Source organism: Natronolimnohabitans sp. A-GB9 (genome assembly GCF_030848565.1).
Lineage (GTDB): Archaea > Halobacteriota > Halobacteria > Halobacteriales > Natrialbaceae > Natronolimnohabitans.
In genome coordinates this window covers 45,154-60,070 of sequence record NZ_JAVDDV010000020.1, presented here as the reverse complement: position 1 = coordinate 60,070, position 14,917 = coordinate 45,154, and the positions used below count along the sequence as shown (strand labels likewise).

Annotated in this window: 16 protein-coding genes and 1 pseudogene; 11 read left to right on the top strand and 6 right to left on the bottom strand. The window is 62.2% G+C overall.

Translation table 11 applies throughout. The features are described 5' to 3' along the window. Positions 1-485: 485 nt before the first annotated feature. Positions 486-1,112, bottom strand: a pseudogene (locus tag RBH26_RS17775) (metal-dependent hydrolase). A 194-nt stretch (positions 1,113-1,306) separates the two neighbouring features. On the opposite strand from RBH26_RS17775, the gene RBH26_RS17770 reads away from it, so the two are divergent. The 4 genes from RBH26_RS17770 to RBH26_RS17755 all read left to right on the top strand — a co-directional run bounded on the left by RBH26_RS17770 (position 1,307) and on the right by RBH26_RS17755 (position 3,786). Next, entirely contained in the window at positions 1,307-1,519 is a 213-nt protein-coding gene (locus RBH26_RS17770; protein ID WP_306759723.1) for a hypothetical protein, read from the top strand. A gap of 116 nt (positions 1,520-1,635) precedes the next feature. After that, positions 1,636-2,925 (top strand): histidinol dehydrogenase, encoded by a 1,290-nt coding sequence (gene hisD, locus RBH26_RS17765; protein ID WP_306759722.1) that lies wholly within the window; start codon positions 1,636-1,638, stop codon positions 2,923-2,925. Between the two features lie 98 nt (positions 2,926-3,023). Next, on the top strand, positions 3,024-3,278 hold the full coding sequence (locus RBH26_RS17760) for a hypothetical protein (RefSeq protein ID WP_306759721.1): 255 nt from the start codon (positions 3,024-3,026) through the stop codon (positions 3,276-3,278). A 133-nt stretch (positions 3,279-3,411) separates the two neighbouring features. Then, on the top strand, positions 3,412-3,786 hold the full coding sequence (locus tag RBH26_RS17755) for an iron-sulfur cluster assembly accessory protein (protein ID WP_306759720.1): 375 nt from the start codon (positions 3,412-3,414) through the stop codon (positions 3,784-3,786). A 134-nt stretch (positions 3,787-3,920) separates the two neighbouring features. Here RBH26_RS17755 and RBH26_RS17750 read toward each other — a convergent pair whose 3' ends face one another. Beyond that, entirely contained in the window at positions 3,921-4,121 is a 201-nt protein-coding gene (locus RBH26_RS17750; RefSeq protein ID WP_306759719.1) for a dodecin, read from the bottom strand. A gap of 150 nt (positions 4,122-4,271) precedes the next feature. Here RBH26_RS17750 and RBH26_RS17745 point away from each other — a divergent pair, with 150 nt between their 5' ends. Continuing rightward, positions 4,272-5,471, top strand: a complete 1,200-nt coding sequence (locus RBH26_RS17745) for an alanine--glyoxylate aminotransferase family protein (protein ID WP_306759718.1) — start codon at positions 4,272-4,274, stop codon at positions 5,469-5,471. 49 nt (positions 5,472-5,520) lie between these two features. Here the strand turns inward: RBH26_RS17745 and RBH26_RS17740 are convergent, their stop codons facing one another. Both RBH26_RS17740 and RBH26_RS17735 read right to left on the bottom strand, forming a co-directional pair. Further along, complete coding sequence (locus RBH26_RS17740) at positions 5,521-5,826, bottom strand: hypothetical protein (RefSeq protein WP_306759726.1); 306 nt, start codon at positions 5,824-5,826, stop codon at positions 5,521-5,523. Positions 5,827-6,049: 223 nt separating this feature from the next. Further along, on the bottom strand, positions 6,050-6,286 hold the full coding sequence (locus RBH26_RS17735; RefSeq protein ID WP_306759717.1) for a DUF5816 domain-containing protein: 237 nt from the start codon (positions 6,284-6,286) through the stop codon (positions 6,050-6,052). Between the two features lie 147 nt (positions 6,287-6,433). Here RBH26_RS17735 and RBH26_RS17730 point away from each other — a divergent pair, with 147 nt between their 5' ends. Then, complete coding sequence (locus RBH26_RS17730; protein ID WP_306759716.1) at positions 6,434-6,844, top strand: universal stress protein; 411 nt, start codon at positions 6,434-6,436, stop codon at positions 6,842-6,844. Positions 6,845-6,928: 84 nt separating this feature from the next. Here RBH26_RS17730 and RBH26_RS17725 read toward each other — a convergent pair whose 3' ends face one another. Together RBH26_RS17725 and RBH26_RS17720 are read right to left on the bottom strand one after the other, a co-directional pair. Next, positions 6,929-7,366, bottom strand: coding sequence for a universal stress protein (locus tag RBH26_RS17725; protein WP_306759715.1), 438 nt, complete (start codon positions 7,364-7,366; stop codon positions 6,929-6,931). Positions 7,367-7,537: 171 nt separating this feature from the next. Continuing rightward, entirely contained in the window at positions 7,538-8,518 is a 981-nt protein-coding gene (locus tag RBH26_RS17720; protein ID WP_306759714.1) for a mechanosensitive ion channel family protein, read from the bottom strand. 159 nt (positions 8,519-8,677) lie between these two features. Between RBH26_RS17720 and RBH26_RS17715 the strand changes: the two genes are divergently transcribed. The 5 genes from RBH26_RS17715 (at position 8,678) to RBH26_RS17695 (ending at position 14,772) form a co-directional block, all read left to right on the top strand. Beyond that, a complete protein-coding gene (locus tag RBH26_RS17715) occupies positions 8,678-9,742 on the top strand; it encodes a TrmB family transcriptional regulator (RefSeq protein ID WP_306759713.1) in 1,065 nt (354 codons plus the stop codon). 241 nt (positions 9,743-9,983) lie between these two features. Further along, entirely contained in the window at positions 9,984-11,450 is a 1,467-nt protein-coding gene (locus tag RBH26_RS17710; protein ID WP_306759712.1) for an extracellular solute-binding protein, read from the top strand. Next, positions 11,440-12,483, top strand: coding sequence for a sugar ABC transporter permease (locus RBH26_RS17705; RefSeq protein WP_306759711.1), 1,044 nt, complete (start codon positions 11,440-11,442; stop codon positions 12,481-12,483). Before RBH26_RS17710 ends, RBH26_RS17705 begins: the two co-directional genes overlap by 11 nt. A gap of 119 nt (positions 12,484-12,602) precedes the next feature. Beyond that, entirely contained in the window at positions 12,603-13,580 is a 978-nt protein-coding gene (locus RBH26_RS17700; RefSeq protein WP_306759725.1) for a carbohydrate ABC transporter permease, read from the top strand. Between the two features lie 4 nt (positions 13,581-13,584). Further along, entirely contained in the window at positions 13,585-14,772 is a 1,188-nt protein-coding gene (locus RBH26_RS17695; RefSeq protein WP_306759710.1) for an ABC transporter ATP-binding protein, read from the top strand. Positions 14,773-14,917: the final 145 nt, after the last annotated feature.

Genomic DNA, 14,917 nt, shown 5'->3' with positions numbered 1-14,917 from the left:
CCCGACGGGTACTTAACCCCTTCGGAACTCGAGTGATCCGAGATGACGGAACGAGTTGAACGTCCCGTCGATCACGCGTTTGCGTTCTATCCCAACCCCCTCATACACTTAAGGGCGTCGGATCGAGACCACCGCCGGAAATCGCATCCGGCGGGGGCTTCGCGTACTCTGTAGTACGGTGCCAGACTATATAAGGGCATCGTATCGAGAGGCCGGAAGCCGACGTCGACCCGATCGGGTCGGGTCGGCGTGGCTCGCTCGGGAAGCGGGATAGAGTGCCTGCCTCCGTGCCGGAACGCGGCCGGAGGGGACGTAGCAGCGTGTGCCACGTCGTTTGCAATAGTGAGAACGTCCGGGTTCATAAATAAGACCGTCGTCTCGAATGCCGTCTGCTGTGCGTTGATCAGTCCCGTAAACGAGATCATCACGGCGGTAGACAAGACGTCGGGCCGCACACCAACGGAGTACGACCGCGTCGATAGACACTATCGGTGATCGGAAGCGTCCTCGAGTGACCGATCGGAACCGAGAGCCGAGAAAACGAGTCGACACGAGCCCCGCAGGAGTTCACGGAGGACGGGCGCACCGTCGTAGAGCCACAGGAGGGAGGCAAAGGTGGTTAAACCGAGTTGTATCCAGATGTATGTCGATAGCTCTCCGGCGAGCAGTTCGGTCTGATACTGGGCGAATAGTTGCAGGAACTGGTCGACGAACCCGTGTTCGTGTCCACTATCGGAGACAGTTTCGACCGGTCAGAGCATCAGTTCGGGCTGGAAGACGCCGCCGCGAACGTAGGCGTCGAGTACGTCAGCCGGCAGGTGGAGGATATAGCCGAGAGCGAACGCGAGACCCGTTCGTGGTCGGCCTACCGATCGAGCGACGAGGCCGACGGCGATCGAGAGCAAAACGGCAAAGAAGATCGAATGTCCGATCGCGTAGCCGGCATCGAAGACGCCAAACTCCCATGCCAGGGGCTTGTCAATGAGATCCGGAAGAACGGACGCGAAGACGACCGCGACCGACTCGAGTCCGGTCGGGGAATCCTGGTAGACGAGACGAGAGAACAGCGAGTAGACGACGTATCCCATGATCGCGTGCTCCCATGGCCACATACGAGGGGCGTACGGCAGGCCATGAATAGTTATGCAGCGCTTGCAAACGGTTTCGAAACGGCAATCGAAAGCCGAGCGGCGGATCATGGCGTCCCGATGCGCCACAGTAGACCCGAACGCCGCTTCGGGCGGGTACCCCGATCGAACGTGGCGTAACCGGTACGATTTATCGGCCGTCAGACGTAGGTGATCGTATGGATCGAGAGGGGTTCGTCAAACTCGCGGTAATCGGGATCGGACTCGTCGTGTTGAGCTTCTTCGTTCGCGGGTTCAGCCAGCTGGCGCTCGGGCGGGGCGTCGCGGAGCTTCTGCAAGCGCCGTTTGCGATCGTCGGGTTCCTGATCGTCGTGTACCTGTTTGTCAGAGCAACCCTCGATGCCGCCGGTGTCTGGGAAGTCGAGGCCTGATACTTCTGATCACTAGGTGGTCTCGACGCGACCGCCCGGTCACTGTAGATCGACGACTGGTTGCAAACCGTCACCGGAAGGAAACCGTTTTTCGCCCACCACACGAACGCGGAGGTATGAGTGTAGACGTGCGGGAACTCGCCGATCTCGGACCGGCCGATCGAGCGGCGTTTTTCGACCGCGACGCCGGTATCGAAGCGGTCAGAAGCGACGTGCGGGAGATCGTCGATCGCGTCCGTGAGGAGGGTGACGTTGCCGTCCGCGAGTTCACAAGCGAGTTCGACGACGTCGAACTGGGAAACATCGACATCACTGACGCGTGCGAGCGCGCGTACGAAGACCTCGAGGACGACCTTCGCGAGGCCATCGAGACGGCCGCGGACAACGTTCGGGAGTTCCACGAGGCACAGATGCCCGAAGACTGGCGCCGAGAGTTCTCCGACGGTCGCGAACTCGGTCGACGCTTCCGGCCGATCGAGCGCGTCGGTGCCTACGTCCCCGGTGGCTCGGCGGCCTATCCCTCGAGTGCGATCATGGGCGTCGTTCCGGCGAAGGTGGCGGGCGTCGATCACGTCGCGGTCGTCACACCGCCGGCCGACGAAATGAATCCCGTGACGCTGGCCGCGATCCACGTCGCGGGTGCCGACGCGGTCTACAGTGTTGGCGGCGCTCAGGCGATCGCAGGGCTCGCCTACGGGACCGAGTCGATGATGCAGGTCCAGAAGATCGTCGGTCCCGGAAACAGGTGGGTGACGGCGGCCAAAGCCGAGGTCCGGGGCGACGTCGAGATCGACTTTCTGGCAGGGCCAAGCGAGATCGTCGCTGTCGCTGACGAGACCGCCGATCCCGAACTCGTCGCGGCCGAGTTGGTCGCACAGGCCGAACACGATCCGAACGCCCCCGTCGTCGCGGTCACGAACGACGAGGAGACGGCCGAGGCGATCGCGTCGGCCGTCGACGAGCAAGCCAGCGCGCGCGAGCGTAAAGAGATAATTCAGGAGGCACTCGAGAACGATGCGAGTGGCGTCTTACTGGCACGATCGATGAGCGAAGCCATCCTCTTTACCGAGGAGTACGCCCCCGAGCACCTCTCGATTATCGCCGACGACGAGGAGTCGATCCTCGAGAGAATCGATAGCGCGGGGAGTGTCTTCCTGGGGCCGAACACGCCCGTTGCCGCGGGCGACTACGCGAGCGGAACGAATCACGTGTTGCCGACCAACGGCGGGGCGCAGGTCACCGGTGGCCTCTCGGTCGAGACGTTCTTGCGATCGACGACGGTTCAGCGGCTCTCCGCCGAGGGACTCGCCGACATCGGCGAGACGATTACGACGCTGGCCGACGCCGAAGGGCTCGAGGCCCACGCCGAAAGCGTTCGACGCCGTCTCGAGACCGACGAGAAGTAGGAGCTAACGAGGGTAATCGACACGTACAGTGACGTTCCCTGCTGTACGTGTATACCAACCGAGTTTTTACGGTGCTGCGGGCTAGACTAGGAGTCGAGATGCCACGGCGTGAATGCGATCGTCAGCGTGATCGCGAGTCGGTGGTCGACCCAACCGACGGACGCGTACTCGAGCGCAACTACGATTACGCCCAGAAGAACGTCCGGCTCCTCTCGATGTGGTACGACTGCGAGCCCGAGCGGATGCTCGAGTTGCTGGCGGAGCACGACATCGAACTGTCTCGCAACGACAAGCGACAGTTCGGGGCGTACTATCGAACGCTCAAGCAGTACCCGAGTAGCTACGGCGAGTAGTGTTTCGGTTCGAGTGCTGGTCGGATCAAACCGAATCGACGCGAACCGACCACCACACGTGTCTCCATCGTCACGTGATGGGCCGGTACCGAGGGCGTCACAGTTAACACTCTCGCGACGGTACTACATACACATGAGCACGGACAGCATTGATGGCGGGGAGGCAGAGACGCGTCCCGAGATCGAAGTGACCGAAGACGCGGCCGAGCAGGCTATTTCCCTGCTCGAGGGGGAAGGGCTCGACGCCGACGAGGCAGGGCTTCGCCTCTTCGTCCAGCAGGGTGGCTGTGCGGGGCTATCCTACGGGATGCGGTTCGACGACGCGCCCGACGAGGACGACACGATCTACGAACACCACGAGCTGCGGGTGTTCGTCGACCCGGCCAGCCTGAAATACATCGAGGGGAGTATTCTCGACTACGAGAGCGGTCTGCAAGCCGAAGGGTTCCACGTGGAGAACCCGAACGTCGTCAGCGAGTGTGGCTGTGGCGAATCGTTCCGTACGTAACGTCGTCTCCCCCGTCGGCCGTCCGTTCTGTGTAATTCGCGTCCGTAGCGGTGTGACTGTCCGACAGTATAGTCCATGGACAGCGGGCTGTATACATCGGCGGTCGCGGGTTCGAAAAATCGGGTGCAGCGATATTACTCCTCGAGTTCGAACGCGACGGTGACCTCCGCCTGATACTCGCGGTTTTCGGCGCCGGCGATCTCGACGCCGAGTTCGTCGACTTCGATCCAGTAGATGTTCTGGAGGGTATTTTCCGCGCGGTCGATCGCGTCGTCGGCAGCGTCGTCGAAACTCTCCGTGCTCGTTCCGATCAAGGTAATTTTCTTGAAGACCATCGCTCGTAGGGCTACACCACCATCGATCTTCAATGTATGGCTAGTGATAGCAACCGCCATTGTTTTTGCAACGATCGAATTCGAAACGGCCGGGCGTTGCGGCGCTCGATCGGAGAACGTTTTTGAGGATTCCAGTAGCACGTATCGCTCATGCCAGACGCCGAGGAGACGATCGACGTGTCCGAGATCGACGAACTGACACCGCCGGACCGGACGCTGATGGGGCCAGGCCCGAGCGACGTTCATCCGCGTGTCCTGCGGGCGATGAGTACGCCGCTTGTCGGCCATCTCGATCCGTCGTTCGTCGAGATCATGGACGAGGTACAGGAACTGTTGCGTTACACCTTCCGAACGGACAACCAGTGGACGATTCCGGTTTCGGGAACCGGCTCGGCAGCCATGGAGGCTGCGATCGGAAACGTCGTCGAACCGGGCGATACGATGCTCGTGCCGACGAACGGCTACTTCGGCGGACGGATGGCCTCGATGGCCCGTCGGGCCGGTGGCGACGTCGTCGAAGTCGACGCACCGTGGGGCGAGCCGTTAGATCCGGCCGACGTCTCGGATGCGCTCGCCGAACACGACCCCGACGTCTTCGGCTTCGTCCATGCCGAGACGAGTACCGGCGTCCTTCAGCCGAACGTGCCCGAACTCACGGCAGCGGCCCACGATCACGACGCCTTGGTGATCGCCGACACCGTCACCTCGCTCGGGGGCGTCGAACTCCGCGTCGACGAGTGGGACATCGACGTCGCCTACTCCGGTCCACAGAAATGTCTCTCCTGTCCGCCGGGTGCGAGCCCGCTGACGCTCTCCGATGGGGCCATGGAGAAGGTGCTCGACCGAGAGGACGACCCTCGATCGTGGTATCTCGACCTCTCCTTGCTCGAGGGCTACTGGGGGGACGAACGCGCGTACCACCACACGGCGCCGGTCACGAACGTCTACGCGCTGCGGGAAGCGCTGCGACTCGTCGCCGAGGAAGGAATCGAGCAACGCTGGGAGCGCCACGAGCGACTCGCCGGCGCGCTGAAAGCCGGCGTCGAGGGGATGGGACTCGAGATGAACGCTCCCGACGAGTACTGGCTTCCCAGCCTAAACGCCGTCCGTGTCCCCGACGGGATCGACGACGGCGCGGTCTGTACCGAGTTACTCGAGCGATACGACCTCGAGGTCGCCAGCGGGTTGGGCGACCTAGACGGGGAAATCTTCCGGATCGGCTGTATGGGTCACTCCGCACGGCCGGAGAACGTGATCTACGTCGTGACGGCACTCGGTGACGTCCTGGAGTCGATGGGGGCAGACGTCGATCCCGGTGCCGGCGTCTCGGCGACACGGGACGCGCTGTAGGTGGGAAAACAGCGGTAAAACGGGGTTTCGTTCGCGGGTCGGGACAGTGTTACGCTGATACTCGTGGTCCTGGTGGGGCTCGTTCGACCTGATAGTCGTCCCCGTCGACGACGATGATGGCCCACTCGTAGTCCGGATCCGCGCGTTGGAGTTTCGTCTCGAGGTCGTCTGCGTCCTCAGGTTCGGCGACGAAACAGTGGAACTGTCCCGATTCGTTCGGGAGTTCTCGTGTCTCGAGGACGGCGTTGACGTGAACGACCTTCCACTCGCGTTCAGCACGGAACGTCGGGCCGTTTCCTTCGACGGTGTAACCGAGCTCTGCGAAGATCGACCTGGCCTGCTCGACGAGTCGCATGTTAACAGGACCCATTCAGATACCCATATGACGCCGACAACCATAAATGTTGGTCCGTCACAAGAACTCCCCGAGACTTCCCAAATAGTTAGAACGACCCGGACGTACGAGTTACATATCGGAACTATCCATCCGAATTAGTGTTCGGTAATCGTCCGTTACGTCTAACCTGGTTGCCCGAGTGAGGATGAAGCGGACGTCGGTCGTCACCGACCGGGAGCCACTACTCGTGGGCTGCGTCCCACTCGGTCGGTTTCCGGAAGTTCCCACACTCGTTGCACTTGATTCGCCCCATCGCGTCCATCGCGTTGTTGAAGCTCTCGCAGTTCGCACAGAACCAGCCGTATCGCACTTCGGCGTCGCGAGACTCATAGGCGACGAGAAACGGTCCCTTCGAACCGCGATCGCCGTCGGTCTCCGACACGTAAACAGTCCCGTCTTCGGTGGACCGTGGTTGCATACCATCGTCTAACGGTGCTCGCGGTAAATGACTGTCTGTACGGCAGCGACCCTGCTCGTGATAGCAATAGCGTGCCGTGGTAAACGTTACCGGCCCTGACTGTCCTGACTGAAAGGTTTACCCGGAAGGGGGTCGTTCGATTGCGTAATGTCGCTGGTCGTGGTCCCCGTTCGGTATCCGTTGTCGAGACACTCGAAGCGTACACTCGAGCGGGCGATCGAGATCGCTCGCGAGCGTGACGCGGCGCTTACGGTACTACACGTCGACCTCTACCAGAACGGGCGAAAAGTGACGCGGATCGACCTGAAGACGGCCGTCGAGCAGAGTTTCGGCCAGCTCGAGAACACTCGGTACGTCGTCCGGACGGGGTTTTTAGTCGAGGAGAGCATCCTCGACGAGGTCGCAGCGGAAGACGCCGACGTCGTCGTCATCGGAAACAAACAGGCGAGCCGACTCCGCCGGATCTTTCGGCGGTTCACCGACAATCCCGACATCGACGAGTACCTGCGAAATCACCTCGACTGCGAAGTGATTACGGTCGAAAGCGCACATGCCTGATCAGACGGACTTCGGCAGTATCAGTTCCGGCGTGACCGCGACCCGTCCGGCGGTCGCGCCGAAAGATCGGCACAGGGGACCGTATCAGTCGCCCGCGTTCCGCACCACGAACACCGGAACCGAGGCATTGTCGACGACCCGCTCCGAGACGCTACCGAGCGAGGCGACTTTCTCGCGGGGACTCTTTCCGCGAGTACCGATGACGATCAGATCGATCCCCTCCTCGTCGGCGTACTCGAGGATCGTCTTCGACGGCGTCCCCGTCCTAATCTCGCGTTCGGTCTCGAGGCCTCGCTCCGAGGCCGCATCGGCGACGTCGGCGACCGCCTCCCGCCCTTCTTCCTCGAGCGATCGCTCGAGTTCGGGGCCGGTCTCGTCGGTCGCCGCGGCGATGATTCGACTGTCGACGACGTACAGTGCATGGACTGTGGCGTCGTTGTCGGCAGCGATCGAAAGGCCGTGGGTTAGCGTCTCGGGGATCGTCTCGCTTCCGTCGGTGGGCACGAGGATATCGTCGTACATGGACTATCGGTGGATTCGCGGGGGAGTTTGATAAAAGACCACCACTATTTCCGACCGGTAGTAGAAGGACTGATACGGCCTCCTGTCGTCACTGCCCGCCGATCGCCGGCCCCGTCGTGGCGATCGACGGGAACTCGTTACAACAGTCCGTATGACTGTTCTCCGATAGTGTCATTGATCGGACCGGTCACCCGGTTCTGCCGGCGGTTCGACGAACGGCTGGTCGAACTCGGATTCGTCGACAGCCATCCGGGCGATGCCGCTGGTTTCGTCGAAGACGTGGTGACGATGGGGGTACGCGAACTCGACGTCCAGTTCCGCGAAGCGCTCGTTGATCGCGGCCTGGACTTCCGATCGGGCGACGGCCCGCTTGTACGGATGTTTGACCCAGAAGTACAGTTCGAGAACGATACCGTCGTCGGCATATTCGTCGATGTTACAGAGCGGCGCGGCAGCGTACCGGGCACTGCCGATCCGGATATCGGGACCTCCGGAGATTACCGTCTCGACCGTTCGAGCAGCTCGTTCGGCCTGTCGGCGAGCGACCTCGAGATCGCTGTCGTAGGTGATCTCGAACGCGACCGAAATACGTGTCCGTTCGTCCTCGGCGGAGTAGTTGATCACGTCTCGTTCGTGGATCTCGGAGTTAGGGATCACGATGAACGTATTCTGAAGCGTGAAAATCTTGGTGTAGCGGATCGTGATGTCTTCGACGAATCCCGTATGGCCCTCGTCGGTGATCTCGATCATGTCGCCGATCTCGTATGGCCGGTCGGCGAGCACGAAGAAGCCGTTGATCAGGCTGCCGACCAGCGGTGCGAGAACGACGGCGATGACGGCCGAGATGACGGTCACCGACAGGAGAATCTCCGTATCGCCGAGACCGAGAATCAACAACGCGACGACGCCGGCCACCAGCAAGACGGAGATACGAACCCCTCGGAGGACGGTCCGCGTAACGCTTGGCCGTTCGATTCGGCGGGCGACGGTCCGGCCGGTGAGGCGGACGACGACCTTCGAGAGATACCAGCCGGCGAGGACGACCACGACTGCGAGGACGAACTCCACTGCGTCGAACGGCAGGAACTGCCGAACGTCTTCGACGGTCTCGACGTCTTCGACAGTCCCGATAGTCCCGGCTGGCCCGCGCATGGAAACACACATCCCGGTCGCTGTGGTTAAGCGTTCTGACTGTCACACTCCCGTTGCTTGCTGAGAACCCGTCTCACGACGTGGGACAACCCGATTTCGAAAACAGGTGCTACTCAGAGTATAATAAATCATTTACCCGTCGGGAACGTACAGCGGTGTATGGCACCAGACGAACTTCGCTCGACCGTCGAAGCAGTTGGCGAGCGGTTCAATCTCGGCGAGTACGAGATCGACGCCTATCTAACCGTCCTCGAGCAAGGTCAACTCACCGCAAGCGAGATCGCAGACCGGACCGACATCCCACAGCCCCGCGTCTACGACACTGTCCGCAGTCTCAGCGACCGCGGGCTCGTCGAACTTCGCGAGTCCCGCCCGATGAAGGTCGTCGCGATCGATCCCGAGGAAGCCTTCGAGAACGTCCAGAACTCCCTCGAGGAGATGATCGACGAACTCGAGGCTCGCTACACCGCGCCGGCCCGGGACACCGAGGCCGTCTCGCTCGTGAAATCGCGGTCGACGATCCTGCGGTATCTAGAGGAGGTCATCGACGCCGCCGACTACGAACTGTCCCTGTCGCTGACGCCGGACCTGCTGATCCGTTTCGAGGAGGATCTGAAGGCGGCTATCGACGACGGCGTCAGTGTCGATCTGATCGTAACGCCGGCCAGCGAGGCACCTGATCCCGACGAGTTCGATTATCCAGCGGTCGCGACGACGGCACGGGCCCGACGCGGGATCACGACCCCGGTCATCGCCGTCGCCGACGGCAACTACTCGATCTACGCGACCCAGGACGCCCTGCGTGACGACCAGGACCGGTATGGAGTCATCTTCAACCGCTCGGCGCTTGGCTTCCTCGTCTCGGGCTTCTTCGGGACCGTCCTCTGGACGACCGCAGAACGAACTCTCGGCGAGGACGGTGACGCGCGAACGTACCCGCGAAAGTACGCGACGATCCGACGCTGTGTCAAAGACATCATGGAGGAAGGCGGCGAGTTCTACGCGACCATCGAGGGTCGGGACGTCGACGTCGGCGGCCCCTGTGTCGTCCGCGGTCGTATCCTGGACGTCTCGTTCGAAGTCAGCGAGGAAGTCGCCAGCCTCACGATGGAGACCGAGGAGGGTGAAGAAGTGACTATCGGCGGCCGCGTCGCAGCCTTAGAGGACGTCGAGGCCCACGAGATTCATATCGGACGCGACGAACCGCCGATCCTCGAGGAGTAGAGATAGGTGCCGTCTCGAGGCGGGACATCCATCGGACCGCTCGTAGGGCATCACCGAGAGTTGCTCCGAACACCGATCGAGTTCGATTCTTCGTCGATGGGAGACCCGATAGTCCAACGTTTGGACACGACTGACCGGTCGTAATCACTGATTGTACCAGCACGCGATCCCGACTGTTCGCATTAGGTACATTCGTGCAAGCCGATCAATTAAGGTCGCGAACGGTGTCTACTGTTGTCGGATGGGACAAGAGAGTAACCGTCACACTGGGGTGTCCCGTCGGACGTTCGTGCGTGCGGCCTCGGCATCGGCAGTCGCCGGAACGACCGCGGTCGCCGGCTGTCTCGGTCGCGGCCGTGGACCAGACACCGTCGTAATGACCGGTGCCACGGATTTCGAGGAGATTCTCCACACAGAAGAGGGTGAGCCGTCGGTCCAGCAAGCGCTGTGGGACGCTGGACTCGACGAGGACATTACGGTCGAGTTGCAGACGGTCGTCAGCGACTCAGTCCAGCGGATGGAAGAAGCCCAGGCGACGCTGCAGGCGGGTCGCGCGCCACCGGACATCCACATGATGGACACCGGCTGGACGATCCCGTTTATTCTCCGCGATCAGACGGCGAACCTGACCGAGGAACTCCCCGATGACACCGTCGATCGGATCGAAGACGAGTACCTCGAGGAAGCCCTCGAGGCCGTTCGGGATCCCGAGACGGACGATCTGCACGCGGTCCCGTTGTTCGTCGACTTCGGGACGATGCTGTACCGGCAGGATCTCATCGAAGACGTCGGTTACGATACCGACGACTGGGATTCGGAGCCGCCCTCGTGGGCGGAGTTCGCAGACGCCGTCGCCGAAGCCCGAGACGAGCACGGACTCGACTTCGGCTACACCACGCAGGCGGCGGCCTACGAGGGGTTGGCCTGCTGTTCGTTCAACGAGGTCATCTCGACGTGGGGCGGCGGCTACTTCGGCGGCGTCGACAACCTGTTTACGGCGGGCGACCGTCCGGTCACCGTCGACGAGGAACCTGTCCTCGACGCGATTCGAATGATGCGAGCGTTCGTCCACGGCGACGAGGACGAACACGCACTGGACGGCTACCCACAGATCAGCCCGACCTCGATCGTCCAGTGGACCGAGGAGGAGTCGCTTGGACCCTTCGCCGGCGGCGACGCCGTCGCGCACCGCAACTGGCCGTTCTCGATCGCCGAGACCGGCGACGAGGAGGTCTTCGGCGAGGATCTCGGCGTGATGACCCAGCCCTACGCCGTCACCGAAGACGACGCCGAACACGAGGGGCTGGGCGGAACGTCCGCGGCGCTCGGCGGCTGGAACCTCACGTTGAGTCCCTACACCGACCGGCCGGAGCAAGCCCTGGAGGTTCTCGAGGCGTTTACACACGACGAAGTGATGCTCACCATCTTCGAGCTACAGGGCTTTATTCCGCCGAACGTCGACCTCCTCGACGAGGCCGATCCCGACGAGATCGGACCGATCGCACGGTACGTCGATCAGCTCCAGTTGGCGGGCGAAAACGCCGTTCCTCGGCCGGTGACGGACGTCTGGCCGGAACAGTCGGCGCTCATCTTCCAGGAGGTCAACGCGGCCTATCGAGGCGTGAAGTCGCCGGAGGAGGCGATGACCGATCTGGCCGATCGCCTCGAGAGAAGCGAGACGGAGGTTGCACAACAACATGGCGACTGATACCGACAGCGACAGGGACACCCTGATCGGTGGTGACGGCGAGACCGAACGCGACCGGACGGGTAACGCGGTCGTCAACTGGATGGAGAACTTGAGCGAGGCCGCCTACGCGTACCTGCTGTTGGTTCCCGCGTTTCTCCTCCTGGCGTTGATCGCGTTCTATCCGCTGGTGATGACGTTCGTTATGTCACTGCGAGAGGATCAGACGCGAGGCGGGGAGCCACTCGGTGCGTTTACCGGTATCGACAACTACGTCGACATCCTGACCGGAAACGCACGGCTGGCCAGGCAGTTCATGGACGTCACGTTGTCGACGTCGTTCCCCTTCCTCGAGTTCGGCGTGCCGATCCTCCAGCAGGCGCTGTTCGTGACGCTTGGCTTCGCCGTCATCAGCGTCTTCTTCGAGACGGTGATCGGCTTCGGGCAGGCGTACGTCCTCGATCAAGAGTTCCGGGGGCGGCGCTGGGTCCGAGTTGCGATCATCCTCCCGTGGGCGGTTCCGATCGTCATCCAGGGGATGCTCTTCTTCCTGCTGTTCCAGCCCGAGGTCGGCTTCGGCAGCGACGTCATGCAGTGGCTCGGACTCTTCGGACCGAACCCGCTTGCGGACAGCCAGGACTCGTTCGTCATCATCCTCGTCGCCGACATCTGGAAGTCAGCGGCGTTTATGGCCCTGCTGATTCTCGCGGGACTGCAAAGCGTCGACCGGAGTCTCTACGACGTCGCCCGCGTCGCGGGCGCGTCGCCGTGGCAGCGGTTCAAACGGATCACACTCCCGCTGGTGATGCCGGCGCTGCTGGTTGCGATGCTGTTCCGGACGATGGACGCGATGCGGGTCTACGGACTGATCGAGTCGACGGCCGGCTGTACCACCGTCCCCTCGCTGACCTGCCTCGTCGTCGAAGCGATGTTCGGCGGGACGCGCATCTACGGGACGGCGGCAGCCGTCGCGTTCATGACCGCACTGGTGATCGGCCTGATCATCTCGGTGTACGTGTTCTTCTTCCGCGACACCGAGGGAGGTCCCTACTGATGACGAACGAAACGCCACCGGACGATCGACACGGCGCGGGCGAACGGACACCGAGCGACGGCGAAACCGAGACGGTCGACGCCGACGACGTTCCGGCACACTGGACTCGAGCTCGCCGAATGCCAGACGGCGGCCGGACCGAGGATCGAGGACACGATACGCTGTTGGGTGAAAGCGGCGACGACGCTGAGCTCGATCGCGGCCCCTTCGAGCGCTGGGTCGCGAACGCGATCAAAAACCCCGAACGAGCGTATCGGGCGATGTTCTACACGGCGACCGTCTTTTTCCTCGTGACGACGCTGTTTCCCTTCTACTGGCTGCTCATGGTCGCACTAACTCCCGAAGGACAACAACAGGACATTATCCTCACGCCCAACGGGTTCAACCCCAGCGCCTTTATCGAAGTCTTCCAGGTGTTGCCGTTTCACTGGTACGTGTTCAACAGCTTCGTCATCGCGACGGCGTCGACGATCGTCGTCCTCATCATCGCCAGTCTGGCCGGCTACGCCTTCGGCCGCCTCGAGTTCCCCGGGAAAGTTCCGATGATGATGCTCGTGCTCGTCATCTCGTTTTTCCCGCCGGCGGCCTTCTTCATCCCGCTGAACGACCTCTTCAACACCAGTTTCTTCGCCCTCGAACCGATTACGGGCGACGGCACCCTCTACAACACCCCGGGTGCGATGGTGTTGCCACTGTCGGCGATCTTCATGCCGCTCGCGATCTTCATTCTGACGACGTTTTACTCGCAGATCCCCGAGGGCCTCGAGGACGCCGCCCGTGTCGAGGGAACCACGCGGCTGGGCGCGCTGTTTCGGGTCATCATCCCGCTGTCGGCACCCGGCGTCGCGACCGCAGGCGTGTTGACCTTCATTGCCGTCTACAACGAGTTCTTCTTCTCGTTTCTGATGACCGACGGCCAACCCGAGAACTGGGCCCCGATCCTCGAGGGCATTCTGGGCTACCAGGGCCAGTACGAAGTGATGTATCACCTGATGGCGGCCTCGAGTATCATCGGGGTCATTCCGGTGGCGATCCTCGTGATCGTCGCCCAGGAAAAGATCGTCAGCGGACTGACAGCAGGAGCACTCAAAGAGTAAGACAATGGCACGAGTACAACTCGAAAACGTTACGAAACGCTACGAAGACGTCACCGCAGTCGACGACGTGAACATGGAGATCGAAGACGGCGAGTTCGTCACCTTCGTCGGCCCCTCGGGCTGTGGGAAGTCGACGACGATGGAGACCGTCGCCGGGCTAACCAGGCCGACCGAAGGGCGGGTGTACATCGGTGACGACGACGTCACGAACCTCGCCCCGAAGGATCGGGGCGTCGCGATGGTCTTCCAGAACATCGCGCTGTTCCCCCACATGGACGTCTTCGAGAACATCTCCTTCGGGCTCAGACTCCGGACGTACGACGACGAGGAGATCCAGCGCCGCGTCGAGCAAGCAGCCGACATCGTCCAACTCGAGGGGATGTTGGATCGGATGCCCGACGAGATGTCCGGCGGCCAGCGCCAACGGGTCGCGATCGCCCGCGCGATCGTCCGGAACCCGGACGTCTTCCTGATGGACGAGCCACTCGCGAACTTAGACGCAAAGCTTCGGGTTCATATGCGAACGGAGCTCCAGCGACTCCATCGCGAACTGGGGACGACGATCATCTACGTCACCCACGATCAGGCCGAAGCGATGACGATGTCCGACCGAATCGCCGTTCTGAACGCGGGGAAACTCCAGCAGATCGCGCCGCCACTCGAGTGTTACAACCAGCCCGCGAACCTGTTCGTCGCCGGCTTCATCGGGTCGCCGTCGATGAACTTCGCTGAGGGAACCCTCGACGAGACCGGCCTGGCGACGGCGAACTTCCACGTCGAGTTCGATCCCGGGCTGGTACCCGGCGCGTCGGTCGGCGACGAACTCACCCTCGGCATCCGGCCGGAGGACGTCCACCTCTCGACCGACGCGGACGCACTGGCCGAGACGACGGCGCCGATCGACGCCCGGAGCGACGTCCTCGAGCCGATGGGCGACGAGATCTTCGTCTACCTGCTGCTTTCGGAGGGGGCCGAACGGTCGATGGAGGAGGACCCGGCCTCCTCGGCGGATCAGCTGCTGATGAGCGTCACGCCAGACACCGATATCGCCGAGAACCGGTCCGTCGACGTCGTCCTCGATCGGTCGAATATCCATCTCTTCGAGACCGCAAGCGGCGAGGCGCTCGTCCACGGTCTCACCGACCGCTCCGAGCAAGAGCCCGGGACGACTGCGACGGAAGCGGACAGCTGAGACGGCCGTCGATCGTTTCAGGACCACCCCTCGCTACGTCGCCACGCGGTAACGACCCCGTTTGGCGACGGAGAGAAGATGATCGAGTCCCAAAATTCGGTATAGCGGAATCGGGTGTATCAGTACGAAAACGGACGCGACCATC

What these genes read in the sequence shown, in the direction of transcription:
- RBH26_RS17770 (WP_306759723.1), top strand. Translation starts at nt 1,307, where the DNA reads ATGGATCGAGAGGGGTTCGTCAAACTCGCGGTAATCGGGATCGGACTC.
- hisD (WP_306759722.1), top strand. Translation starts at nt 1,636, where the DNA reads ATGAGTGTAGACGTGCGGGAACTCGCCGATCTCGGACCGGCCGATCGA.
- RBH26_RS17760 (WP_306759721.1), top strand. Translation starts at nt 3,024, where the DNA reads ATGCCACGGCGTGAATGCGATCGTCAGCGTGATCGCGAGTCGGTGGTC.
- RBH26_RS17755 (WP_306759720.1), top strand. Translation starts at nt 3,412, where the DNA reads ATGAGCACGGACAGCATTGATGGCGGGGAGGCAGAGACGCGTCCCGAG.
- RBH26_RS17750 (WP_306759719.1), bottom strand. Translation starts at nt 4,121, where the DNA reads ATGGTCTTCAAGAAAATTACCTTGATCGGAACGAGCACGGAGAGTTTC.
- RBH26_RS17745 (WP_306759718.1), top strand. Translation starts at nt 4,272, where the DNA reads ATGCCAGACGCCGAGGAGACGATCGACGTGTCCGAGATCGACGAACTG.
- RBH26_RS17740 (WP_306759726.1), bottom strand. Translation starts at nt 5,826, where the DNA reads ATGCGACTCGTCGAGCAGGCCAGGTCGATCTTCGCAGAGCTCGGTTAC.
- RBH26_RS17735 (WP_306759717.1), bottom strand. Translation starts at nt 6,286, where the DNA reads ATGCAACCACGGTCCACCGAAGACGGGACTGTTTACGTGTCGGAGACC.
- RBH26_RS17730 (WP_306759716.1), top strand. Translation starts at nt 6,434, where the DNA reads ATGTCGCTGGTCGTGGTCCCCGTTCGGTATCCGTTGTCGAGACACTCG.
- RBH26_RS17725 (WP_306759715.1), bottom strand. Translation starts at nt 7,366, where the DNA reads ATGTACGACGATATCCTCGTGCCCACCGACGGAAGCGAGACGATCCCC.
- RBH26_RS17720 (WP_306759714.1), bottom strand. Translation starts at nt 8,518, where the DNA reads ATGCGCGGGCCAGCCGGGACTATCGGGACTGTCGAAGACGTCGAGACC.
- RBH26_RS17715 (WP_306759713.1), top strand. Translation starts at nt 8,678, where the DNA reads ATGGCACCAGACGAACTTCGCTCGACCGTCGAAGCAGTTGGCGAGCGG.
- RBH26_RS17710 (WP_306759712.1), top strand. Translation starts at nt 9,984, where the DNA reads ATGGGACAAGAGAGTAACCGTCACACTGGGGTGTCCCGTCGGACGTTC.
- RBH26_RS17705 (WP_306759711.1), top strand. Translation starts at nt 11,440, where the DNA reads ATGGCGACTGATACCGACAGCGACAGGGACACCCTGATCGGTGGTGAC.
- RBH26_RS17700 (WP_306759725.1), top strand. Translation starts at nt 12,603, where the DNA reads ATGCCAGACGGCGGCCGGACCGAGGATCGAGGACACGATACGCTGTTG.
- RBH26_RS17695 (WP_306759710.1), top strand. Translation starts at nt 13,585, where the DNA reads ATGGCACGAGTACAACTCGAAAACGTTACGAAACGCTACGAAGACGTC.